Source organism: Dyella japonica A8 (assembly GCF_000725385.1).
Taxonomy (GTDB): Bacteria; Pseudomonadota; Gammaproteobacteria; order Xanthomonadales; family Rhodanobacteraceae; genus Dyella; species Dyella japonica_C.
On sequence record NZ_CP008884.1, the window covers coordinates 4483073 to 4506803 of the forward strand.

19 protein-coding genes are annotated in these 23731 nt (G+C 65.8%); 9 read left to right on the plus strand and 10 right to left on the minus strand.

What is annotated here, in order from left to right; translation table 11 throughout:
- Positions 1–40: 40 nt before the first annotated feature.
- Entirely contained in the window at positions 41–1294 is a 1254-nt protein-coding gene (glyA, locus tag HY57_RS19135; protein WP_019464026.1) for a serine hydroxymethyltransferase, read from the minus strand.
- A 144-nt stretch (positions 1295–1438) separates the two neighbouring features.
- On the opposite strand from glyA, the gene HY57_RS19140 reads away from it, so the two are divergent.
- The 5 genes from HY57_RS19140 (at position 1439) to HY57_RS19160 (ending at position 6995) form a co-directional block, all read left to right on the plus strand.
- Entirely contained in the window at positions 1439–2539 is a 1101-nt protein-coding gene (locus tag HY57_RS19140; protein WP_019464027.1) for an alpha/beta hydrolase family protein, read from the plus strand.
- Between the two features lies 1 nt (position 2540).
- Positions 2541–3152 (plus strand): TetR/AcrR family transcriptional regulator, encoded by a 612-nt coding sequence (locus tag HY57_RS19145; RefSeq protein ID WP_019464028.1) that lies wholly within the window; start codon positions 2541–2543, stop codon positions 3150–3152.
- Positions 3153–3361: 209 nt separating this feature from the next.
- Positions 3362–5023 carry an energy-dependent translational throttle protein EttA gene (gene ettA, locus HY57_RS19150; protein WP_019464029.1) on the plus strand — a complete coding sequence of 554 codons (1662 nt, stop codon included), beginning with the start codon at positions 3362–3364 and terminating at the stop codon, positions 5021–5023.
- Between the two features lie 105 nt (positions 5024–5128).
- The gene (gene pyrF, locus HY57_RS19155) at positions 5129–5941 is read left to right on the plus strand and encodes an orotidine-5'-phosphate decarboxylase (protein WP_019464030.1); all 813 of its coding nucleotides are present in this window, start codon (positions 5129–5131) and stop codon (positions 5939–5941) included.
- A gap of 91 nt (positions 5942–6032) precedes the next feature.
- On the plus strand, positions 6033–6995 hold the full coding sequence (locus HY57_RS19160; protein ID WP_019464031.1) for an MBL fold metallo-hydrolase: 963 nt from the start codon (positions 6033–6035) through the stop codon (positions 6993–6995).
- Positions 6996–7002: 7 nt separating this feature from the next.
- Here the strand turns inward: HY57_RS19160 and HY57_RS19165 are convergent, their stop codons facing one another.
- Entirely contained in the window at positions 7003–8157 is a 1155-nt protein-coding gene (locus tag HY57_RS19165; RefSeq protein WP_019464032.1) for an acyltransferase family protein, read from the minus strand.
- Positions 8157–9038, minus strand: a complete 882-nt coding sequence (locus tag HY57_RS19170; protein ID WP_019464033.1) for a LysR family transcriptional regulator — start codon at positions 9036–9038, stop codon at positions 8157–8159. Before HY57_RS19170 ends, HY57_RS19165 begins: the two co-directional genes overlap by 1 nt.
- 97 nt (positions 9039–9135) lie before the next feature.
- Here HY57_RS19170 and HY57_RS19175 point away from each other — a divergent pair, with 97 nt between their 5' ends.
- Positions 9136–10131, plus strand: coding sequence for an SMP-30/gluconolactonase/LRE family protein (locus HY57_RS19175; RefSeq protein ID WP_019464034.1), 996 nt, complete (start codon positions 9136–9138; stop codon positions 10129–10131).
- A gap of 71 nt (positions 10132–10202) precedes the next feature.
- Here HY57_RS19175 and HY57_RS19180 read toward each other — a convergent pair whose 3' ends face one another.
- From HY57_RS19180 to def, 4 genes are all read right to left on the minus strand, one after another.
- Positions 10203–10991 carry a virulence factor family protein gene (locus tag HY57_RS19180; RefSeq protein WP_019464035.1) on the minus strand — a complete coding sequence of 263 codons (789 nt, stop codon included), beginning with the start codon at positions 10989–10991 and terminating at the stop codon, positions 10203–10205.
- On the minus strand, positions 10988–13552 hold the full coding sequence (gene mprF / locus HY57_RS19185; protein ID WP_019464036.1) for a bifunctional lysylphosphatidylglycerol flippase/synthetase MprF: 2565 nt from the start codon (positions 13550–13552) through the stop codon (positions 10988–10990). Before mprF ends, HY57_RS19180 begins: the two co-directional genes overlap by 4 nt.
- Positions 13553–13740: 188 nt before the next feature.
- The gene (locus HY57_RS19190; RefSeq protein WP_019464037.1) at positions 13741–15738 is read right to left on the minus strand and encodes an OPT family oligopeptide transporter; all 1998 of its coding nucleotides are present in this window, start codon (positions 15736–15738) and stop codon (positions 13741–13743) included.
- A 988-nt stretch (positions 15739–16726) separates the two neighbouring features.
- On the minus strand, positions 16727–17266 hold the full coding sequence (gene def / locus HY57_RS19195) for a peptide deformylase (protein ID WP_019464001.1): 540 nt from the start codon (positions 17264–17266) through the stop codon (positions 16727–16729).
- A 317-nt stretch (positions 17267–17583) separates the two neighbouring features.
- Here def and HY57_RS19200 point away from each other — a divergent pair, with 317 nt between their 5' ends.
- From HY57_RS19200 to HY57_RS19210, 3 genes are all read left to right on the plus strand, one after another.
- Positions 17584–19659 (plus strand): carbon starvation CstA family protein, encoded by a 2076-nt coding sequence (locus HY57_RS19200; RefSeq protein WP_019464000.1) that lies wholly within the window; start codon positions 17584–17586, stop codon positions 19657–19659.
- Between the two features lie 10 nt (positions 19660–19669).
- Entirely contained in the window at positions 19670–19864 is a 195-nt protein-coding gene (locus HY57_RS19205; RefSeq protein WP_019463999.1) for a YbdD/YjiX family protein, read from the plus strand.
- A 336-nt stretch (positions 19865–20200) separates the two neighbouring features.
- Positions 20201–20713 (plus strand): DUF2127 domain-containing protein, encoded by a 513-nt coding sequence (locus tag HY57_RS19210; RefSeq protein ID WP_019463998.1) that lies wholly within the window; start codon positions 20201–20203, stop codon positions 20711–20713.
- A 109-nt stretch (positions 20714–20822) separates the two neighbouring features.
- Here HY57_RS19210 and HY57_RS19215 read toward each other — a convergent pair whose 3' ends face one another.
- The 3 genes from HY57_RS19215 to HY57_RS19225 all read right to left on the minus strand — a co-directional run bounded on the left by HY57_RS19215 (position 20823) and on the right by HY57_RS19225 (position 23705).
- On the minus strand, positions 20823–21722 hold the full coding sequence (locus HY57_RS19215) for a DMT family transporter (protein ID WP_019463997.1): 900 nt from the start codon (positions 21720–21722) through the stop codon (positions 20823–20825).
- On the minus strand, positions 21719–22591 hold the full coding sequence (locus tag HY57_RS19220; RefSeq protein ID WP_019463996.1) for a glycosyltransferase family 2 protein: 873 nt from the start codon (positions 22589–22591) through the stop codon (positions 21719–21721). Before HY57_RS19220 ends, HY57_RS19215 begins: the two co-directional genes overlap by 4 nt.
- Before the next feature lie 370 nt (positions 22592–22961).
- The gene (locus HY57_RS19225; RefSeq protein WP_235186590.1) at positions 22962–23705 is read right to left on the minus strand and encodes a hypothetical protein; all 744 of its coding nucleotides are present in this window, start codon (positions 23703–23705) and stop codon (positions 22962–22964) included.
- Positions 23706–23731 lie beyond the last annotated feature (26 nt).

A 23731-nucleotide genomic window follows, 5' to 3' on the forward strand; every position in this document is an offset into this window, starting at 1 on the left:
TTTCACTATTCCCGACTCCCTATTCCCGATTCCCGGCTGCTCAGCCATACACCGGGAACTTGTGGCACTGCGCCGTGACCTTTTCGCGCACCTTGGCGATGACGGCGTCATCCTTCGGCGCGTCGAGCACGTCGCAGATCCAGCCGGTCAGCTCGACCACGTCCGCTTCCTGGTAGCCGCGGGTGGTGACGGCCGGCGTGCCCACGCGCAGGCCCGAGGTGACGAAGGGCTTGCGGGGGTCGTTCGGCACGGCGTTCTTGTTGACGGTGATGTGGGCCTTGCCCAGCGCTTCTTCCGCGTCCTTGCCGGTGACGTCGCGGCCGATCAGGTCGACCAGCATCAGGTGGTTTTCGGTGTCGCCGGAGACGATCTTGTAGCCGCGCTCGATGAAGGTCTTGGCCATGGCCTTGGCGTTCTTGACCACCTGTTCCTGGTAGGTCTTGAACGCCGGCTCCAGCGCTTCCTTGAAGGCCACCGCCTTGGCGGCGATGACGTGCATCAGCGGGCCGCCCTGGATGCCGGGGAACACGATGGACTGCAGCTTCTTCTCGATCTCTTCGCCGGCGTCCTTGGCCACGATGATGCCGCCGCGCGGGCCGCGCAGGGTCTTGTGCGTGGTGGAGGTGACGACGTGCGCGTGCGGCAGCGGGCTCGGGTACACGCCGGCGGCGATCAGGCCGGCGACGTGGGCCATGTCCACGAACAGGTAGGCGCCGACCTTGTCGGCGATGGCGCGGAAGCGCGCCCAGTCCATCACCTGCGAGTAGGCGCTGAAACCGGCCACGATCATCTTCGGCTTGTGCTCGAGGGCGAGGCGCTCGACTTCGTCGTAGTCCACCAGGCCCTGCTCGTTCACGCCGTACTGCACGGCGTTGAACAGCTTGCCCGAGACGTTGACCTTGGCGCCGTGCGTGAGGTGGCCGCCGTGGGCCAGGCTCATACCGAGGATGGTGTCGCCGGGATTCAGCAGCGCCAGGTACACGGCCTGGTTGGCCTGCGAACCCGAATGCGGCTGCACGTTGGCGTAGTTGGCGCCGAACAGCTGCTTCAGACGATCGATGGCCAGTTGCTCGGCGATGTCCACGTATTCGCAGCCGCCGTAGTAACGCTTGCCCGGATAGCCTTCGGCGTACTTGTTGGTGAGTACGCTGCCCTGGGCTTCCATCACGCGGGGGCTGGCGTAGTTCTCCGAAGCGATCAGCTCGACGTGGTCTTCCTGACGGCGGGCTTCGTCGGCCATGGCCTGGGCCAGTTCATTGTCGTAACCGGCGATCGTGTCGTGCTTCGGGAACATCCTGACCTCGTTGGGGTGGCTGCAGGGTTAGAACGGGAAATTGTAGCTGTGATGTGCTAAAGCGGCCACCTCGGGGGCGCTCCTCAGGATATTTCGTACACTGTACCGTACACTGCACGCAACCCAGGCCACGGAAATTCCGCCATGCCGACCATGCCGCTGCGCGCCAAGGCGCGCCCGCTGTCCCTGTCCCTGCTCTGCCGGTTTGCCCTGCTCCTCGTGCTGATCTTGCCGCTGGCCGCCCACGCGTCCGGCACCACGGGCGTAGGCATCGCTGCCATCCGGATCACCGACCCGGTCAGCGGCACGTCGACTCAGGGCTATGTGTTCTACCCCTCCCCCCTGCCGGTACACGGCACCACGGCCATGGGGCCCTACCACGTCGCGGCGACCCCGGACGCACCCGCCATCCCCGGCGCCAAGCCGCTGGTGGTGATTTCCCATGGCAACGGGGGCAGCAATCTGGGCCACCACGATCTGGCCGCGTACCTGGCCAGCCACGGGTTTGTCGTGGCCACGCTCAACCAGCTCGGCGACTATTTCGGCGACACCAGCAAGGTCGGCAAGATCGAGGTGCTGGCCGGGCGCCCGGTACAAGTGAAGGCGGCCATTACCACCGTGCTGAACGACCCGCACTGGAAGGACCTGGTCGACCCCGCCCGCATCGGCGTCGCGGGCTTCTCTGCCGGGGGCTATACCGCCCTGATGCTCGCCGGTGCCAGGCCGCGCTTCGTCCGCTTCGTCGATTTCTGCGATCACTACCCGCAGGACAAGGATGTGTGCGGCCACCGCGCCGAAGCCGAAGCCGATGCCGCCAGGCAGGGCGAAACCATCGCGCAGGCCCTCGCCGCGATGCAGGGCCAGCTGGGCCGCTACGGCGATACCGCCGACCCGCGCGTGAAGGCCGCCTTCGCCATGGCGCCGCTCAGCCTGCTGTTCGACGAAAACAGCTTCGACAACGTGCGCATCCCGGTCTTCCTCTACTACGGCCAGAACGACCACGTGCTGCCGCCGGAGGCCAATGCGAAGCACATCGCGCCCCTGCTCAAGACGCTGTACGCGGTGAAGGACATTCCCCATGCCGACCACTGGGTGTTCCTGCCGCCCTGCTCGGATGAGCTCAGGAAGGACATCGCGCCGCTGTGCGCCGACCCTGCCGGGGTCGACCGCGCCAAGGCGCACGAGCAGATCAATGCCGATGCGTTGGCTTTTTTCCGCAAGACGCTGGACGTAAAGGACCGCTGACGTGCCACGCGCGCTGAGCGAACAGGAAACCGAAGCCTTCCGCGAGCGCCTGTGCGAAGCGGCAGCCCGGCTGTACGTGGAGGAAGGCCCCGGCGCCGTCACCATGCGACGCCTGGCCGGCGAGTTGGGCGTGGGCACCATGACGCCCTACCGCTACTTCGACAACAAGGAAGAGATCGTCACCGCCGTGCGCACCCGCGGCCTGAACCGCTTTTCCGAGGCGCTGGAAAACGCGCTGGAAACGGCCGGCGACGGGCGCACCCGCAGCCGCGCCGTGCGCGACGCCTATATCGCCTTTGCCCGCCAGAACACCGCCACCTACCGGCTGATGTTCGAATACCCGGAGACGCGGCGGGACGACCCGGCCTATCGGCAAGCCCACGAACGTATGTGGCGCACCGTCGCCGCGCATGTCGAGGTGATGAACGCCGAGGGCACGGTGGAGGCGGATGCGCCCATTCTCGGTCACCAGATCTGGGCCTCCCTGCACGGGGCCGTCATGCTGGAAATCGCCGGGATGCTGCCCGAGGGCTTCGATGCGGCCTCGCTGCACACCCGCACGGTGAGTGCCCTGTTCGATGCGGCCAGGCCAAGGCCACTCCTCCCCTTGTAGGAGCGCACCCTGTGCGCGACCGCAGCGTTCCGTGGTCACCGCTCCGCCGGTTTGTCGCGCACAGGGTGCGCTCCCACAGGTGCGGCCACCGCATGGGGGGCACCGTCACCGGAGCGCCCCCTAAACCCGCTATAATGAGTGGTTTACACCCACTCTGAATCGCACCGCCTGCCCTTCCGGCCAGCGCCGTGCACCTCGCCGGAGGCTCCATGCAGTACATCTACACCATGAACGGGGTCAGCAAGATCGTTCCCCCGAAGCGCCACATCATCAAGGACATCTCGCTGAGCTTCTTCCCCGGCGCCAAGATCGGCCTGCTGGGTGTGAACGGTGCGGGCAAGTCCACGGTGCTGCGCATCATGGCCGGCGTGGACAAGGACTTCCAGGGTGAAGCCCGTCCGCAGCCGGGCATCAAGGTCGGTTACCTGGCGCAGGAACCGCAGCTGGATCCGGAAAAGACCGTGCGCGAGTCGGTCGAAGAAGGCGTGTCGGTCATTCTGGACGCCCAGAAGCGTCTGGAAGAGGTCTACGCCGCCTACGCCGAAGAAGGCGCCGATTTCGACAAGCTGGCCGCCGAGCAGCAGGAACTGGAAAACGTGCTGGCGGTGAACGACGCCCACGCGCTGGAGCGTCAGCTGGAAGTGGCCGCCGACGCGCTGCGCCTGCCGCCGTGGGACGCCAAGATCGGCCCGCTGTCCGGTGGTGAGAAGCGCCGCGTGGCGCTGTGCCGCCTGCTGCTGTCCAAGCCGGACATGCTGCTGCTGGACGAGCCCACCAACCATCTGGACGCAGAATCCGTGGATTGGCTGGAGCAGTTCCTGCAGAACTACCCGGGCACCGTGGTGGCCGTCACCCATGACCGCTACTTCCTCGACAACGCCGCCGAGTGGATCCTCGAACTCGACCGCGGCCGCGGTATTCCCTGGAAGGGCAACTACACCGAGTGGCTGGAGCAGAAGGACGCCCGCCTCAAGCAGGAAGCCTCGCAGGAAAAGTCGCGCCAGAAGGCCATCGAAAAGGAACTGGAGTGGGTGCGCTCGGCCGCCAAGGGCCGTCAGTCCAAGGGCAAGGCGCGCTTGAACCGCTTCGAAGAGCTGAACTCGGTCGAGTACCAGCGCCGCAACGAAACCAATGAAATCTTCATTCCGCCGGGCGAGCGCCTGGGCCAGGAAGTGATCGAGTTCAAGAACGTCAACAAGGCGTTCGGCGACCGCGTGCTGATCGAAGACCTGTCGTTCAAGATTCCGCCGGGCGCCATCGTCGGCGTGATCGGCCCGAACGGCGCCGGCAAATCCACGTTCATGAAGATGATCATGGGCAAGGAACAGCCGGACTCCGGCGAGGTGAAGCTGGGCCACACGGTCAAGCTCGCCTACGTGGACCAGTCGCGCGACGCGCTCGATCCGAAGAACAACGTGTGGCAGGAAGTGTCCGGCGGTTCGGACATCCTCACCATCGGCAACTTCGAGATCCAGTCGCGCGCCTACATCGGCCGCTTCAACTTCAAGGGCACCGACCAGCAGAAGATCGTCGGCCAGCTGTCCGGCGGTGAACGCGGCCGCCTGCACATGGCCAAGACCCTGCTGCAGGGCGGCAACGTGCTGCTGCTCGACGAACCGTCGAACGACCTGGACGTGGAAACCCTGCGTGCATTGGAAGATGCACTGCTCGAATTCCCGGGCTGCGCTGTGGTCATCTCGCATGACCGCTGGTTCCTGGACCGCATCGCCACGCACATCATCGCGTTCGAAGGCGACTCGCACGTGGAGTTCTTCCCGGGCAACTACAACGAGTACGAGGCGGACAAGAAGCGTCGTCTCGGCGACGAAGCGGCCAAGCCGCATCGCGTGAAGTACAAGAAGCTGGCGTAAGTTAAGAGCGAGAAATGAGTAAAGAGGAGTGAGGAACGAGAGTGCGGCAACGGCTCTCTCCCACTCCTCGGCTTCTCTCCACTCACTCCTCTGTAGGTGAACCCGATGCACTTCATGCAATCCCTGCAACAGGCATGGGCTGACCATGACTCCCTCGTCTGCGTCGGCCTCGACCCCGAACCCGCGAAATTCCCCGCGCACCTCAAGGGGCGCCCGGACGCGGTGTTCGAATTCTGCCGAGACATCGTCGACGCCACGGCCGACGTCGTGTGTGCCTACAAGCCGCAGATCGCGCACTTCGCCGCGCTGCGCGCGGAAGATGCACTCGAACGGCTGATTGCGCACATCCACGAGAAGCATCCGGCGGTGCCGGTGATCCTCGACGCCAAGCGCGGCGACATCGGCAGCACGGCGCAGCATTACGTCAGCGAAGCGTTCGACCGCTTCAAGGCCGATGCGGTGACGCTGAACCCGTACATGGGCCGCGACTCCGCCCAACCGTTTCTGGATCGCGCGGACAAGGGCGTGATCCTGCTGTGCCGTACGTCCAACCCGGGCGGCGCGGATTTCCAGGCGCTTGATTGCGGCGGCCAGCCGCTGTACCTGCGCGTAGCCGAAACCATTGCACGCGACTGGAACGCCAACGGCAATTGCGCGCTCGTCACCGGCGCCACCTGGCCGGAGGAACTGGGCAAGGTGCGCGCCGTGGTGGGCGACATGCCGCTGCTGGTGCCCGGCATCGGCGCCCAGGGCGGTGACGTGGAAGCGGTGTTGCGGCATGGCCGCTCCGCCAACGGCACTGGCCTGATGATCAGCTCCTCGCGCGCCATCCTCTACGCCGGCAACGGCGAAGATTTCGCCCAGGCCGCGCGCAAGGCCGCCATCGAACTGCGCGACACCATCAACGCCTGTCGTTGATTTTCACGTGGCCGTCCCGGCGCGCGCCGGGACGATGGGTTAATCCCGCGCATCAGGCTTGCCATACTGGCGGCTCCTCATGGAGAGCCATATGGCCATGCCGCTGCCTCCCGCGCCTCATGTCACACGTCGCCGCCTGCTGCAGGCCGCCGGGCTTGCCATCGCGGCGGGTGCGCTTTCGCCATGGCGCGTTCGTGCCGACACGTCGCGCCGCTCCCGCCTGATCCTGCTGGGCACGGCCGGTGGCCCCACGCCCAAGGCGGATCGTGCCGCCCCTGCCAACGCCATCGTGGTGGACGGCGTGACCTATGTGATCGATTGCGGCAACGGCGTGGCGCGTCAGATGGTGCAGGCCGGGCTGGATCTTGGTTCGATCCGCCACGTCTTCATCACCCATCAGCACTCCGACCACAACGCGGACTACGGCAATCTGCTGTGGCTGGCATGGTCCGGACCACTGCACTCGCCGGTGAATACCTGGGGGCCACCGCCGCTGGCCGAGATGACGCGGCTGTTCCTCGCGATGAACGACTATGACATCCGTACCCGCATCGCCGACGAAGGCCGCCCGCCACTGGCGCCGCTGATCCGGCCGCACGAACTCACCGGCCCCGGGCTGGTCACGCAGGATGCACGCGTAAAGGTCACTGCCGCGCTGGTGCAGCATCCGCCGGTGGCGCCAGCCTTCGCCTATCGCTTCGACTGCCCGGACCGCAGCATCGTGTTCTCGGGCGACACCCGTCCATCGGATAACCTTGTCGCCCTCGCCCGCGGTGCGGACGTGCTGGTCCATGAGGTGATGTACCTCCCCGCACTCGACAAGCTGATCGCCACCGAACCGAATGCCACGCGCCTGCGCGAACATCTGCTGGCGAGTCACACCACCACGGAACAGGTCGCTCGCATCGCCACCGACGCCGGCGTGAAGACGCTGGTGCTCAACCATTTCGTGCCGGGAGGCAATCCACCGGTGCCGGAGGAAACGTGGCGCGATGCCGTCGCGCCGCACTTCAAGGGCCGCCTGATCGTCGGCCGCGACCTGATGGAGATCTAATCATCCATCAGGCCGGCACCGCGGAGACGGCAGGCACGGGCAGCATGCGTGCACGCAGACGCTGCTCCGCCGGCAGCGAGATACAACGCTCCACCGCACGACCCAGCATCCAGCACAGCGGTAGTGCCGGCAGATACCACAGATAGCCGTGCGCGATGTCGCTTCCCATGGCTCGATACACACGCACGATGCCAAACACCACGAACATGTGGGTCAGGTAGATCTCGTAACTCAGGCGCCCCCATGAGCGCAGCCAGTCCAGCCCACGCCACGGCGTGCGCCCCACGGGCGCCCACGCACTGGCCAGTACTAGGCACAACGCCGAGCCGGTGAGCAGCAGCATGTAGCCGTTGTGCATCATCTGCCACAGCAACTTGCCTTCGAACATCACCAGATAGAGTCCGACGGCTCCCGCCACGCCCAGCGCGGATGCCACATGCGGCAGCACCGTTCGCCAGCGCTGTGCCAACAGCGCGCCGAGCACACCCGTGGCAATCGCCGCCATGCCGGGCAGATAGGCCTTCTCCTGCCAGATCTCATTGTCTGCCAGCGCGGCACGCGTCCATGGCAAGGACACTGCCAGCACGAGCAGCATCGGCGCCAGCACCCAGGTGCGGCGCGTCAGCAGGCAGACGATGGGGAAACCCAGGTAAAACACTTCCTCGATCGACAGCGACCACAGCACGTCCCAACCGCCCGGCAGGTAGCCGGTCATGCCTTCATACCAGTTCAAGTGGAAACCCAGCGCCGCGACAATGGCGCGCGGCAACGACTGTCCTTCGCGCTGGACGACGTAATCCTGTACGCCGAGCAGGTGAAGCACGCTGAGCACCAACACCAGCAGCACGAGACAAGGTGCGATGCGCGAGAACCGTCGCGCGTAGAACGTGCGCAGATCGATGTTCGCCAACGACCCGCTGCGCCGCAGCGCGTTGCTGGTAATCAGGAAACCGGAGATGACGAAGAAAATGAACACCGCCTCGTAACCGTTGAAGTTCAGCGCATTCAGCAGCTTTTCCGGAAACAGGCTCACCAGCTCTGTCTTGCGCAGCTTGATGCGCAAACCGATGTGGTGCAGCACCACGAGCAGGATGGAAAGACCGCGCAGCAGGTCGATGCCCGCATTGCGGCGCAAGCCCACGTCGTTCGGCATGGCGCCCATCAGCCCAGCCTCTGCAGCGCGAAGTCAACGAAGGTACGCAATTTCGCCGTTGGCCGTGTCTCGCGCCGACGCACGACATGCACATGCCGCGCGGGTAACTCCCAGTCCGGCAACAGGCGGACCAGCAGGCCCGCCTCGATCGATGGCGACAGCAGCACATCCGCCTGCGCCACCACGCCAACGCCGCACAGCGCCGCACTCAACAGGGCCTGTCCGTTGTTGCATACCAGCGGGCCCTGCACGGGGATCTCCACCCGACGCTCTCCCTTGGTGAAACGCCAGTGGTGATGGCGCCCCCAGGCCATGAAGCCGAGACAGGCGTGACCCGCCAGGTCATCCGGCTCCTCCGGTACGCCATGGGCCTGCAGGTAGGCAGGGCTGGCGACAACGAACATGTGTGCCGGGGCCAGCGGGCGCGCCACCAGTGCATCGTCCAGTAGCGGCCCCGAACGGAACGCCACGTCAAAGCCCTCTTCATGCAGATCGACCACGCGGTCGTTGAGGCTCAACTCCACCTGCACGCTGGGGTACTTCGCCATGTAGGCGCCCACCACCGGCATCAGGCGATGCGCGCCCCAGGTCACCGGCGCGGTGACGCGCAACGTGCCTTGCGGCTCCGCGCGCAGGGCCTCAGCCACCCGGTCCGCCGCCTGCACGCTGTTGAGCACGTCGCGACAGCGCTCCAGATAGGCCACGCCGATCTCGGTGATGTGATGGCGTCGCGTGGTGCGCTCGAGCAATTGCGCGCCGAGCTGCTGCTCCAGTGCGCGCACATGGTTGGCGACCATGGTGGTCGACAGGCCGGACGCCTCGGCGGCCGCGGCAAAACTGCCCTTCTCCACCACGCGGACGAACACTTCCATGCTGGTCAGTCGATCCATTCGAAAGCCCTGCTGCAGAGTGAAGGAACCGGATGCGCATTTATAAACCAGAAGCCGCCGCCAACAATCCCTGCCCATCGACACAGGGAGAACCACCATGAACATGCCACCGCTGCTGCGCCATCTGGCCCTGGCGTGCGCCTGCGCTTTCGCCGCCGCAAGCCACGCGGGCGATGCACCGTTGTCCACGCGCCCGTTGCCGGCGGACTGGTACCCGGAAAGCATCGCCGTGGGCCCGGACGGCTCGTTCTACGTCGGCAGCTGGCGGCAAGGCGCGGTGGCCCGGATCAGGCCCGGTGCCGACCAGCCGGACGTGCTGGTAACGCCCGGCGCCAACGGCCTTTCCAACGGACAGGGCGTGCTGGTGGATGCCCGCCGTGGCCTGCTGTGGATCTGCTCCGGCACCTTCGGCTTCACCACCGTGCCCACGCAACCCAGCGCACTCAAGAGCTACGATCTGGCGACCGGCGCGCCGCGCGCCAGCTACGCGCTGCCCGACAAGGGTTACTGCAACGACCTCGCGCAGGACGAGCAAGGCAACCTCTACGTCACCGACTCGTTCCAGCCGCGCGTGTTCCGCTGGCGCGACGGCGATGCGGCGCTGGAAATCTGGAAGCAGGATCCGGCCTTCGCAGCCGGCCCCGAGGGCTTCAAGCTCAACGGCATCGCCATCGACGGCAAGCATGTATACGTGAGCACGGTGACCGCTGCGTCCTACCTGTTGCGCATCGACATGAAGTCCGACGGCAGCGCCGGTGACGTCGCCCGTATCGACATGCCGCGCACGCTGAAGAATGCGGACGCCATCCGTTCGGCGGGACCGGACCGGCTGGTGATCTTCGAAAGCAACGCATTCGGCCACAACGGCCCCTACGGCGGGGAGATCTCGCTGGCCACGCTGGCCGGCCACCGCGCCACCTCGCTGGTCACGCTGGTGGCGGGGCTCAACGATCCGTCATCCGGGGTGATCGCGAATGGCCGCGTGTACTACATCGAATCGAAGTACAGCCTGCTGTTTGCACACAAGGGGGACGACGCCGGCATACCGCGCCACGTGCCGTTCGACGTGCAGTCGGTGCCGCTGCCGCCATGAACTGCCAGCAGGGCAAGGACACGCATCGCGCCTGCCCTTGCCGGGGGCCGGCCCCGCACCGGGTATTCCGATTAAGGTGTGGCGGCAGGCAGGTCGTGGATCATCTGCTGCGCCAGCCCTTCGTAGTTGTAGTCGAAGTGATGGTCGCCGGTCTTTTCATAGACCTTGATCCACGGCGGCAGCTTGGGATCGGCGCAGATGGTGTCGTCCTTGTCCTGCACGCCGTAGTAGCAGACCACCGGTGGATGGTTGTCCAGCGCGACCAGCGGCGGCATCGCATCGTAGTGCCTGACCGGGTTGACCCACTGGAAGAAATCCTGCGTCCAGGTTTTCCACTTGCCCTCGCGCGCGGAGATATAGCCTTCCATTTCGATCTCGAAATTCGCGTCCTTGCTCGGCGAGAGCAGGACGATCTGCGCGACGCGCGCGCGCCCTTCGGGGCTGAGCTTGCCCACAATGGTGGGGATCACGTCCGCGCCGAACGAGAAGCCGATCAGCCAGACGCGCTTCTTGCCGTTCTGGGCCAGGGTGCGCGTGATCAGCGCATCCAGGTCGGCGGCCGAATCGTCCGGGCCCTTCTCGCGCCAGTAGTACTGCAGCAGGCTGATGCCTTCCACGGGAATACCGTGCGAGGCGATGATCTTGCCCAGGGACTGGTCCAGGTCGCGCCAGCCGCCGTCGCCGGAATAGAAGATGGCGACCACGTCCCCGCGCCCTTCCAGCGGCGTGACACCGGGTTGCGCCGGCACCTGCACCAGCGATTCATCCATGCTGGCGTGATGCCACGGATGCCAGGCCAGCAGGCCCACGCATGCAGCAAACACCAGTACCAGGCCCACCACCTTCCAGAATCGTTTCAACGGCGCACCATGCCTGACAGACCACCCGAGATGAGGCTCGCCACATTGGCGAACACCAGCGGAAGCGCGATGCCGTTGGGCACCGCGAGGTAACGAGGTTCCCATACGGGATCGAATTTGTCTTTGTACTTGCGCAACCCGCGGAAGTTGTAGAAGCGCTCGCCACGACCGAACAACATGGCGCCCAGGCGACTCCACAGCGGCGCACTGCGCCGGTTCTGCAGGCCGGAGAACGGTGCCATGCCCAGATTGAACCAGCGGTAGCCCTCCTGCTTGGACCACTGCATTAGGCTGATGAAGAGGAAGTCCATGACGCCCGCGGTACCGTCGGGCAGGTGCCGCATCAGGTCCAGCGAAGCCTCTTCCTTATTGCCGCAGAGGAACAGGTTGGCGAAGGCCACTAGGTCCTCGCCCTGCCACACCAGCGCCATCGGCGTGCGTTCCAGGTAACGCGGGTCGAAGGTGCCCAGCGAGAAGCCCTTCTCGCGCACGCCCTTGTCGCGCATCCACGCGTCGGAAATCTTCTTCAGCTGCGGCATCAACGCGGTCACCGCCTCGGCCGGCACGATCTCCATGCGCATGCCGTCGCGGGTGAGCTTGTTGATGGTGTTGCGCAGCACCTTCTTGGACTTGCCGTCGAGGTTGAAGCCGGTGAGGTCCACGCGGGCCTCCTCGCCGATCTTCAGGAAGTTCATGCCCACTTCCAGGTACAGGTCCAGGTCTTCCGGGCGGACCTGGTAGAACAGTGGCCAGCCGCCGGCTCGCTCGCACTGGTCGCGGAAAGTCCACACCAGTTCGCGGCGCGCATCTTCGTCCTCGCCCACCGGGTCGCCCATCGCCACCCAGCTGCGGCCTTCCACGTCGTACATGATGAAGGCGCGATTGTCGGCATCGAACAGCAGCGTCTTGTCGCCCGTCAGGGCAAGGTGTCCCTGCGCGGAGGTATAGCCCTTGATCAGGGGCAGCGCGCGCTGCAGGTCGTCCTCGTTCGGAAGGTGCAGGTCCGGGCGGGCCGGGCGGATCAGGTTGGCCAGCGCGAACAACAGGCCCACGGCCGCCGCACCCACCAGTGCGCGCAGCGCGCGCGGCGCACCGCCGTGGTAGAAGCTGAACTCCCACCACAGGTTGTTGCTGTATTCGACGTGCTTGTAGCTGAAGCCGACCAGCCAGCCGGCACAGACCAGCACGGCGACGATGGCGATGATCCAACCCCACGAGAAGCTCGCGGTGAACATCGACGCACGCCGGTAGAACAACTTGTGCGCCGGCGCCAGCGCGAGGGCGAGCAGTGACAGCAGCGTGGCTTCTTCGTAATCGATGCCCTTGAGCAGCGACAGCACCGCACCCAGCACCAGCAGCACCAGCGTGAGCACATAGGCCGCGTCGAGGCGTCGCTGCAGGCCACGCGCCAGGATCAGCAGCATCATGCCGACCACGCTGGACAGGAAGTGGGACACTTCCAGCACGGCCAGCGGCAGCACGTCGCGCAGGATGGCCATGCGCGCGGGCAGCGCCGAGGTAGCGCCCGAGAACAGCAGCACCGCGCCCGACACCATCGTCAGGCCGGCAAAGAACGGCGGCAGCAAGCCGGTGAACCACGGCGCCAGCAAGGCCTTCTGGCGCAGGCCGCGTGCCTCGCGCCACAGCACCACGACCGTCGCGGCAAACAGCGGCAGGAAGTAGTAGATCAGGCGGTAAGCCGCCAGCGCGCCGAGGATGGGCGCTTCCAGGCCCTGATTTCCTTCCGCGCCGAAGCCCGCCAGCATCACCGCCTCGAACACGCCCAGGCCACCGGGCACATGGCTGATCAGGCCGGCGATCTGCGCCAGCACGAAAATGGCGAGAAAGTGGCCGAAGCCCGTGTCCACCTGGTTGGGCATCAACAGGTACAGCACGTAGGCCGCCAGGCCCCAGTCCACTGCGCCCACCAGCACCTGACGCGTGGCGACCAGGGTGCCCGGCAGGCTCAGGCGCCAGCGCCAGATGCGCAAGGGGCGGCCAAGCAGGCGACTGCCGGCGATCCACAGCAACGGGATCAGCGTGAGCACGATGGCGACAGGAAGCCGCAGGCTCGCCAGCGGCAACGACGGCGGCACGGGCACCAGCAGCAAGGTAAAGCCGGTGAGCGCGCTCAGGCCCAGCCAGAAGCTGAGCGTGGTGTAGACCACCACCTTCGCCACTTCCGCCGTGGACAGGCCGGCCTGGATATAGAAGCGATAGCGGATGGAGCCGGAGATCAGTAGCGCCATGCCCAGCGCATTGCTGAAGGCGTAGCTGATAAAGGAAATCAGGCTGACCTGCGCACCCGGCAGGTGCTTGCCGATGTATTTCAGCCCGAACCAGTCGTACAGGATCATCACGCCGTAGCTGCCGGCCGTGAGCAGCACGGCCAGCGCGAGGCGGTAGTTCTCCAGCCCGTGGACGTAACGGGCCACCTCGCGGTAGCTCACTTCGCTGGCAAGATGGCGCAGCGCCCACAGCGCCAGGCACAGCATGGCCACCGAAAGCAGCGGACCGGCAAGCCTGCGCAACCGGGCCATCAGGCCAGGGCGGGCAAGCATCTCACCGGAAATCGGGGCCTCCGCCCCTGTCTGCTCCACCACGCGTTTACCGCCTCCACATGACCGTCGCGCAACGCTGTCGCTGCGACCGCCTAGGATAGCCGGTCAACGTGCCCTCCTGTTCGATCGTCGCATGCGGGCATGACATTTGGTCGCGCCCCCTTCAGGTAGGGCGCGACCGGGGTGCCTCAGGGCTTGTTGCCCAGGCCGTTGGCCATCCGCGCCACCCAGCGGTACATGATGAATACGATGGCCGCGAAGGCGATGCCGCCGATCCACTGGGCGTAATCGCCGAAACTCTCGCCGACCAGCGCCAACGGCGCGGCCTTGCCGGAGAAACCGACGATGAAGGCAATGACCACGCCGATCACGCTCTCGCCGACGATCAGGCCGGAAGCCAGCAGCACGCCGAGCTGCTTGGTGGATTCCGGCTTGGCCGAGCGATCCGCGCGACGGTCGAAGTACCAGCCGACCACCGAACCCACCACCACCATCAGCGTGCTGACCGTCGGCAGGTAGATGCCCAGGCCCACCGCGAGCGGCGGCACGCGCATGCGCTTGGTGGTGCGCGCGAGGATCTCGTCGACCACGATGATGCCCACGGCGATCCAGATGCCCGTGATGATCAGGCTCCAGTCGATGTTGTTGGTGATCACGCCCTGCGCCAGCGCGGAAATCAGGCCCGCCTGAGGCGCGGGCAGCGCATGCGCACCCGCGCCGGCCACGCCCACGAAACCATAGGCCTTGTTGAGCAGGTCCAGCACCGGCGGAATCACCGCCGCGCCGGCGACCACGCCGATCACCAGCGCCACCTGCTGGCGCCACGGCGTGGCGTCCACAAGCTGACCGGTCTTCAGATCCTGCAGGTTGTTGTTGGCGATGGCCGCCACGGTGAACACCACCGAGGTGATGAACAGCGCGAACGCCACCAGCGCCTTGCCTTCCTCCGGCCCCACGTGCGGCTTCACGAACGCCACCAGCAGCAGCGCGGCCGCAATGACCACCAGGATGCCCACGCCCGACAGCGGGCTGTTGGACGAACCGATCAGGCCCGCCATGTAGCCGCACACGGTGGACACGAAGAAGCCCATCAGCACCACGAAAGCCACGCCACCGATGGCAAGCACGGCCACGTGGTCGCCCAGGCCGCTGATCGAACCGAAATAGCCCAGCAGCCAGCCGATCGGCAGGAAGCAGGCCAGCGTGATCAGGCCCACGATGCCGATCGGGATATCACGCTCGGTACGCGGCAGCGAGTCGGCCTTGCCGGCCTTGCGCACGCGCGAGGCCGCCATGGCGGAAGTGAGGCCGCTGACCACCGGCTTCACCAGCTTGGCCAGCGTCCAGATGGCCGAGACACCGATGGCGCCGGCACCGACGAAGCGCACCTTGTGGCTCCAGGTGGCATTGGCCAGGGCATCCACCGAGGCGGACATGTCGCCCAGCACCGAGTAATGCGGCACGCCCCAGCCCCAGCCGATGACCGCGCCGATGAGCATGGCGATGCCCACCGACAGGCCGACCAGGTGGCCGATGGCGAACAGGGCGAACGAGAGGTTGAAGTCGAAACCGCTGACCGCGCCCTTGTCGTTCACGCGGAAGTTGCGCACGAAGTCCGACGCGAACACCTGCGTGGCGACCACCACGGCGAACACCGCCGAAACGATGGAACCCCACAGCACGGCGAGCAGGCCGGCGCGACCCTCTTCCACGCTGTCGGCGTCCGCATCGTCACCACTGCCGACCTTCAGCACCTCGGCACAGGCCAGGCCTTCCGGGTACGGCAGGTCGGTATCCGTCACCAACGCGCGGCGCAGCGGGATGGAATACATCACGCCCAGGGTGCCGCCCAGCGCGCAGATCGCGAAGGACGTCCAGAACGGGAAGTTCGCCCACCAGCCGATCATGATCATGCCGGGCAGCACGAAGATGATCGAGGACAAGGTGCCCGCCGCCGACGCGATGGTCTGGACGATGTTGTTTTCCTGAATGGTGGAGTTCTTGAACCCGCGCAGCAGGGCCATGGAAATCACCGCCGCCGGAATCGAGGTGGCGAAGGTGAGGCCGGCCTTGAGGCCGAAGAACACATTGGCAGCGGTGAACACCACCGTGATGATGACGCCGAGGATAAGACCGCGGACGGTCAGCTCTTTGCGCGATTCGGTTTGGGAAAGATTGCCGCTCACGAGAGTTGTCCCGTCATGTGATTGCTCCCCTGTGGCCGCCGGGGCGGCACGGATAGATCGGGCCCGCCGGGCGGCGGGCCAGCGCGTAGGGTTGCCGGATTCGTGAGGAATGGCAACGGGTTGACGTTTTCCTTCGGCGCTTTCTCGCCTGGGGGTACTTATGTTTGCTCCCTCGTCGCTCAGGGAAGGGGCTGGGCTGATGGGCAGAGTTTCGGTATTTGGTTACACGTTATGGCGATCTGGCTCGCCTGCCGCGATCCGGGTCACTTTCTCTTGCTTGCCCAAGTCCCACAGGGATTAGCTTCGCGTCAGAAAGTAACCAAAGAGAAGGCCCCCCGGGTGACGCGCCTTCTGGGCTGACGCCCTCCGGGTACGCGGGCGGGTTCCGGAAGATCAAGAGCCAAAACCAAGACCAGAGCCAAAAGCCAAAAGCCGAAGCAAGAACCCGAGCCGTTGGCGGAGCATCCAAAGAGGCGAGTCCCCTGTGGGAGCGCACCCTGTGCGCGACTGGGGCGTCTCGTAGTCACCGCTCCGTTAGGTTGTCGCGCACAGGGTGCGCTCCCACAGAAAAGCGGGCGACCGTGAGGGTTCCGACCACGCCAAAGCGCAGCGAGGCGCTGCTTTAAGTCCTCATCGCTCCGGCGCGTTGCGAAGCGCTTGGAAGTACCCGCTGTGTAGAGGCGAAGGTTGCCAAGCAACAAACCGCCTCAAGCGTTCGAGCTTTTCCCTGCGAAATGCCGCCAGCTCCTAAGGCCATTTTCTTTGGGTTACTTTTCTTTTGGGCCAGCAAAAGAAAAGTGACTCGAGCGTCGGCAGACGATCGAAACGCCCGCTGCGTAAGCGGCCAGGTCGTGGGAACGCACGAGACCGAAGGGCAAGAGCAAAGTCACTGGATCCCAGCCTACGCTGGGATGACGGCTAAAGAAGGCAGCGGTGAGGCGAGCTTTTACCCCTCACCCATCCCTCAAGGGGACAGGGAAAAAACCCATCACTCATCCGCCCCCGGATCCATCCCCGGAAACAACACCTCGGTATACCCAAACTTGCTGAAGTCAGTGATCCGCGACGGGTACAACCGCCCGATCAGGTGATCGCACTCATGCTGCACCACCCGCGCATGAAACCCCTCCGCCGTGCGGTCAATCTGTGCACCCTTTGGGTCCACACCCTGATAGCGGATCAGCGTGTACCGGTTCACCGCCCCCCGCAGGCCCGGCACCGACAAGCACCCCTCCCAGCCCTCCTCCATGTCCTGCGACAGCGGCGTGATCACCGGATTGAGCAGGATGGTGCGCGGCACGGCTGGCGCGTCCGGGTAACGCTCGGATTGATCGAAGCCAAAGATCACCAGCTGAAGGTCCACGCCAATCTGCGGCGCAGCCAGGCCGACGCCACCGGCGTCATGCATGGTGTCGAACATATCGGCGATCAGCGTATCGAGCTCGGCGCTGCCGATCATCGCATCGGGTACCGGCGGCGCCACGCGCAGCAGGCGCGGATCGCCCATCTTCAGGATTTCGCGGATCATGCAAACCTCGTCGGAAGCAGGCGCCGGCCCCGGGGCTGGGGTCGCCCGCAAGCGGGCCCGGCGGATGACGCGACTTATACCAGCAACGCCGGCACGCCAGCGGTTAAGCGACGTGATGATTCCATCAGCGGCCGCGGGGTGGCCCTCGGCCACCTGGATCCGACGGACGCCACGCGCCTGGACCCACGCTGCACTGCGGCACGAACGCCAGGCAACGCACATTCGACCAATGGCTAATGCGCGCGGCCGCATAATGGCGTTGACCCCCGGCGCCACGGGGACGACCCTTGCGACTGACCTTCCAGGAGCCAACGCGAATGTCTACGGTCGTCGTCAAACCAAGTCCCGCGGGAAAGATCCTGTGGGCCGCCATCGCCATCGTGGGCGCCTGGTGTCTGGGCGTGGTCGCGCTGCGCCGTGGTGAACCTATCAACGCCATCTGGCTGGTCGCCGCCGCCATCTCGGTGTTCGTGATCGGCTATCGCTTCTACGGCAAGTTCGTCAACGACAAGGTGCTGCGCATGGACCCGAGCCGGGCCACGCCAGCGGTATTGCGCAACGACGGCCTGGACTACGTGCCCACCGACAAGTGGGTGGTGTTCGGCCACCACTTTGCCGCCATCGCCGGTGCCGGCCCGCTGGTCGGCCCTGTGCTCGCGGCACAGATGGGCTACCTGCCCGGCACCTTGTGGATCCTGTTCGGTGTGGTGTTCGCCGGCGCGGTGCAAGACTTCATGATCCTCGGCCTGTCGGTGCGCCGCGACGGCCGCTCGCTCGGCAACATGCTGCGCGATGAGCTGGGCCCGGTGGCCGGCGTGGTCGCCATGGTCGGCGTGCTGGTGCTGATGATGATCGTGCTGGCCGTGCTGGCGCTGGTGGTGGTCAAGGCGCTCACGCACAGCCCCTGGGGTACGTTCACGGTGGCCGCCACCATCCCGATCGCGCTGCTGATGGGCATCTACCTGCGCTGGCTGCGGCCGGGCAAGATCCTCGAGGTGTCGATCATCGGCGTGGCCCTGCTGCTGGCATCGATCTGGTTCGGCTCGTATATCGCCGCCTCGCCGACTTGGTCCACGGTGTTCGATTTCGATGCGAAGTCGCTGGCATGGCTGCTGATCGCCTATGGCTTCTGCGCCTCGGTGCTGCCGGTGTGGCTGCTGCTGGCACCGCGCGATTACCTCAGCACCTTCCTGAAGATCGGCACCATCCTGCTGCTCGCGCTGGCGATTTTCCTGGCCGCGCCGACGCTGCAGATGGCGGCGGTGACCAAGTTCATCGACGGCACCGGTCCGGTGTTCCAGGGCAACCTGTTCCCGTTCCTGTTCATCACCATCGCCTGCGGCGCCGTGTCCGGCTGGCATTCGATCATCGCCTCGGGCACCACGCCCAAGCTGATCGCCAGTGAGGGCGAGGCACGCATGATCGGCTACGGCGGCATGTTGATGGAGGCCTTCGTCGCCATCATGGCGCTGGTCGCCGCGGCGTCGCTGCACCCGGGCGTGTACTTCGCGATGAACTCGCCGGGCGCACTGATCGGCACCACCGCGCAGCAGGCGGCCACGACCATCAGCGAATGGGGCTTCGTGGTGACGCCGGATGAACTGCTCAACACCGCCAGGGACATCGGCGAGAAGAGCATCCTCAGCCGTGCCGGCGGTGCGCCGACGCTGGCGGTCGGCATGGCCCAGCTGCTTCACCGCATCATCCCCGGCGAGGGCATGATGGCGTTCTGGTATCACTACGCCATCCTGTTCGAAGCCTTGTTCATCCTGACCACAGTGGATGCGGGTACGCGCGTGGGCCGCTTCATGATCCAGGAGATCGCGGGCCTCATCTACAAACCGCTGCAACACACCGAATCCTGGACGGGTAACCTGCTGGCCACCGCGATCTGCGTGGGCCTGTGGGGTTACTTCCTGTACCAGGGCGCGGTCGATCCGCTGGGCGGCATCAACACCCTGTGGCCCTTGTTCGGCATCGCCAACCAGATGTTGGCGGCCGTGGCGCTGATGCTGGCGACGGTGGTGACGGTGAAGCTCAAGCGCGAGCGCTACGTGCTGGTGCCGGGCATCCCGGCGATCTGGCTGTGCGTATGCACGCTTACCGCAGGCTGGGAGAAGCTCAGCGGCCCGATCAGCTTCACCGCCGCCGCGCAGAAGTACGCCCAGGCCGCCGCGGACGGCAAGCTGCTGGCACCGGCCAAGACGGTGGAAGAGATGCAGCGCATCGTCACCAACAACTACGTCGATGCGGCGCTGACCGGCATCTTCATGCTGCTGGTGCTGAGCATGGCGGGCTTTGCCATCGCCGCCATCATGAAAGCCTGGAAGATCAACCACCCCACCGCACACGAAGAACCGTACGTGGCGCTGGGCACGGCACCCACCCGTTGAGGCCACGACCATGAAAGCCAGGCTGCAGGCGATCAGGAAATGGGCGGTGCAGACCGCCCGCCTCTGCTGCGGCGTCCCTGATTACGACGTGTACGTGAAGCACCTGCGCGAGCACCACCCGGAGCGCCCGGTGCCCAGCTACAAGGAGTTCTTCAGGGAGCGGCAGATCGCCCGCTACAAGGGCACCGGCGGGCGCTGCTGCTGAGGGTCGCAGGCAAGGTCTCACGGCGTCAGCATCCCTCACCGTCATCCCCGCGAAAGCGGGGATCCAGTGACTTCCGGTTTCCCCCACGACTTAAAGGCACTGGATCCCCGCTTTCGCGGGGATGACGGTGAGGGGGCCCGGGATGCTGAGGCGAATTCACGCGTGTGGGCCGTGTCGGCGACTCAAAACAGTCCCGAATGGAAACCGCAGAGGGCCACGTCCGGGGCGGACATGGCCCTTGTTGTTTCTGAACCAGGCCGCATGCCTTAGGCTTTAGGTTCCCCAGGCTTCATCTTCCCGCGGCGATCATGGCCGCTCGTCACCCCACGACTCCCGATGACCGAACACCACCACCCGCACCTGCAGCCCTCTTCGGAAATCGAAGCCCAGCACAGCCTGGGCCTGCGCATCATTGCCATCTACAAGGCGGTGAAGACGGTGTGCCTGATCCTGGTGGCGGCGTTCGCCTTCCATCTGGATCGCCAGCAGAACTTCGAAAAGCTGGTGCATTGGCTGGAGCACCTGTCGCTGACCGACAGCAACGGCCTGCGCTGGCGGCTGGTGGAACTGCTGCAGTCGCTGGGGCCGAGCAAGTTCGTCGCCATCGGCCTGGTGGCGCTGGCCTACGCGGCCATCTTCGCCACCGAAGGTACCGGCCTGTGGCTGCGCAAGCACTGGGCGGAATGGTTCACGGTGATCGCCACGGGTTCGCTGATCCCGCTGGAGCTGTACGAGACCGTGCACAAGTTCGCCTGGCTCAAGCTCGGCGCGCTGGTGGCCAACATCGCCATCGTGGTGTATCTGGTGCGCCTTGCGATGCAACCGCATCCGCACAAGCCCAAGAGTTGATCCATCTTCTGTGGGAGCGCACCCTGTGCGCGACCGCGGAGATTCGTCGTTTCCTCGTCGTAGGCTTGTCGCGCACAGGGTGCGCTCCCACAGGACACATCGCGTCGCTCTACACCTCGTGGTGCAAGCCTTCCGCCTGCACCGCGCCACTGCGGGGCGCCAGCTCCACAAGGTACATCGCCGCCATCACCAGCGCACCGCCTGCCAACATGCGCCAGGTCAACTCGTCATGACCGAAGGTGACCGCGAAACCTGCCGCGAATACCGGTTCCAGCGTCATCACGATGGCGGCTCGCGTGGGCGACAGATGGGCCTGCGCCCAGGTCTGCACCAGCATCGCGCCGGCACCGGCCACCAGCGCCATGTAGACGACGGCGGCCCAGGCACCCAGGTCGGGCGGCAGCGACGGGCCGGTCGGCAAGGTCGCCAGCAGGCAGATCACCGCGATCACCATCATCTGCACGGTCGAGAGCGCAAACGCGCTGCCGGGACGCGACCACGACCCCAGCCCCACGATATGCAGGCCATACAGTGCCGCCGACGCCAGCGTAAGCCACACGCCATAGCCGATGCTGAAGCCGTGCAGCGCCAGCAGGCCAAGGCCGCCCACCGCCAGCAGCACGGCAATCCATGTCACCGGCGGCAAACGCTGGCGCAACAGCACCGTGCCGAGCAATGGGGTGACCACCACGTACATGCCGGTGACGAAGCCGCTGATGCTCGCCGAGGTGTGCTCAAGCCCGGACGTCTGCAGCAACTGCGCCACGCCGTAGATGGCGCCCAGAGCGGTGCCCTGCCACCACTCGCGACGGCTCAGGCGCAATAGCGGGCGATGGAACAGCACGGCCATCGCCAGCGCGGCGATGAGGAAGCGCACCGCGAGGAAATCGGCCACCGCCATGCGCCCCACCAGATCCTTGATCAGGAAGAAGGTGGAGCCCCAGACGGCAGTGACAGCGACAAGGCCCAAGGTGGCCAGCGACGATGCGCGCGACGCCGGCTTGCTCATGCAGCGTCCTTCGGGCGCTTGCGCGCCATCAGCCGCCAGAGCTGGCCGGGGATCTGCAGCAGGAAATGCGACCAGATGCCCAGCCACACCGCCACGGCAATCCAGGGCTTGCGCGCATCGGGATCGAACTTGCGGAACCAACGCCACATGCCGCGATGCTTGTGCCGGCTGACGAACACCGGGCGATGCCGGCTCGAGGAACCCTTGCCGTGCAGCACGTGCACGTCGCCCGCCAGCATGACCCGATAACCCGCGTCGCGCACGCGGCGGCACAGGTCCAGGTCTTCGCAATGCAGGAAGTACTCTTCGTCGAAACCAGCAAGGTAATCGAACACGCGACGCGGCATCAGCATCAGGGCGCCGGATACGGCCTCCGCCTCGACCAGTTGGTCCGGCATGGGCCCTTCGATGTTGATGCCTTCGCCAGGGCGCTTGAACAGCGTATTCAACGCGCGGCGCATCAGCGGATCGCGGCGATACGACGCCGGATCGGGCGTGCCGTCCTCGTCGCACACCACCGCGCCGATCACGCCGGCACGCGGGTTGGCTGCGAGCAGGCCCAACAGGCGCTGCAGCGTGGCGTTATCGATCAGGCAATCGGGATTGAGGATCAGCAGCGACTTGCCACGCGACTTCGCCGCGCCGCGATTCATCGCCGGCCCGAACCCGAGGTTGGCGTGGTTGTAGATCACATGCAGGCGTGCGTCGCTTTCGTGCGCGCGTGCGATGGCCTGCGGAATACCGTCGGACGAGGCGTTATCGACCAGGATCATTTCCAGCGGCACATCGCACGCCAGCACCCGGCGCACGCAGTCGCGCAGGCTCGGGCCACTGTCGGCCGCCACCACGATCACGCTGAGCGGCAACACGGAGGACAAGGAAGAAGTTGCGTCGGTATTCACAGCCACAAGTATGCGTTGTCCAGAACGTCCCGAGGATGGTGATGTTACCTAGGGAAGCTCTGATCTATTCCCCGTACCCGTCACCGCACGGTAGGCACGCAACGCGCCGTCCCGGCGGTGAAGGCAGACTGGCCGTCTGTCGAAACGGCGGGACGGCGCGTTGCGCGCCTACCGTGCGGCCCCAACCCTTTGAATTTAAATGCTGGGGTGACGTCCAGAAGGCCCGCAGGGTGTGCCGCGCGGCTTGAACAGACGGCCAGTCTGCCCTGCGCCACGCGGCACACCCTGTGGGCCTTCTGGACGTCATGCCGGGTACGGGGAATAGATCAGAGCTTCCCTAGCGTCGCCCCTGCCCCAGCGCTTCGTGCAAGGGCACCGGCACGCCGTCACTGCACCGCGCCAGCCATGGCTGCTCGCCTTCCCAGCCGCTGAGCTGCCATCCCATCATGCGATGGGTACGGCCGCTTTGTCTGTCCCACAGTATTTCACCGCGACCGCCGGGCAGATTCGCGACGAACCATCGCCCCTGCGGGCTGGCGCAATAGCGCGAGCTGGTTTTCTCGATCACGGGCCCGCACGCGAACACGTAACGTCCACGCCCTTCACCGGTCGGCTCGAATCGCGCGGGACCGGCCGCACTTTCGAATGCAGCGGTGGCCTCGTGCCACTCCGCCCGCGCCAGTTCGATGATATGCGCGGGTGGCCCGATGGGAGCCATCGCCAGCTCGCGCCATTCCGGTGTTGCCGCTGCCGCCGGGCTACGCCGGACGCGATGATCGAGCAGCGACTCCATCAGCACCACCAGCGAAAAACCGGCCAATGCACCGAGCAAGGCAGCGCCCCAGGCCATCAGGTCGCCTCCCAGTGCGCGCTGCACCGCGAACAACAGGCCCGGCAGCCCCCAGCGCAAGGCACGCCGGCACAACTCCGCATAGTGGACGATGCGCCGGTCGAACCGCACCGCGCCGACCACCGACAGCAACACCAACGGCAAACCCACCCACCAGGGCAGCAGCGCAACCACGCAGGTCCACGCCGCCGCCGGCACCATCCGCGCAAGCCAATGCGCGAAGGCAGCCACGCTAGACGCTCGCGCCCGCGTGGCCA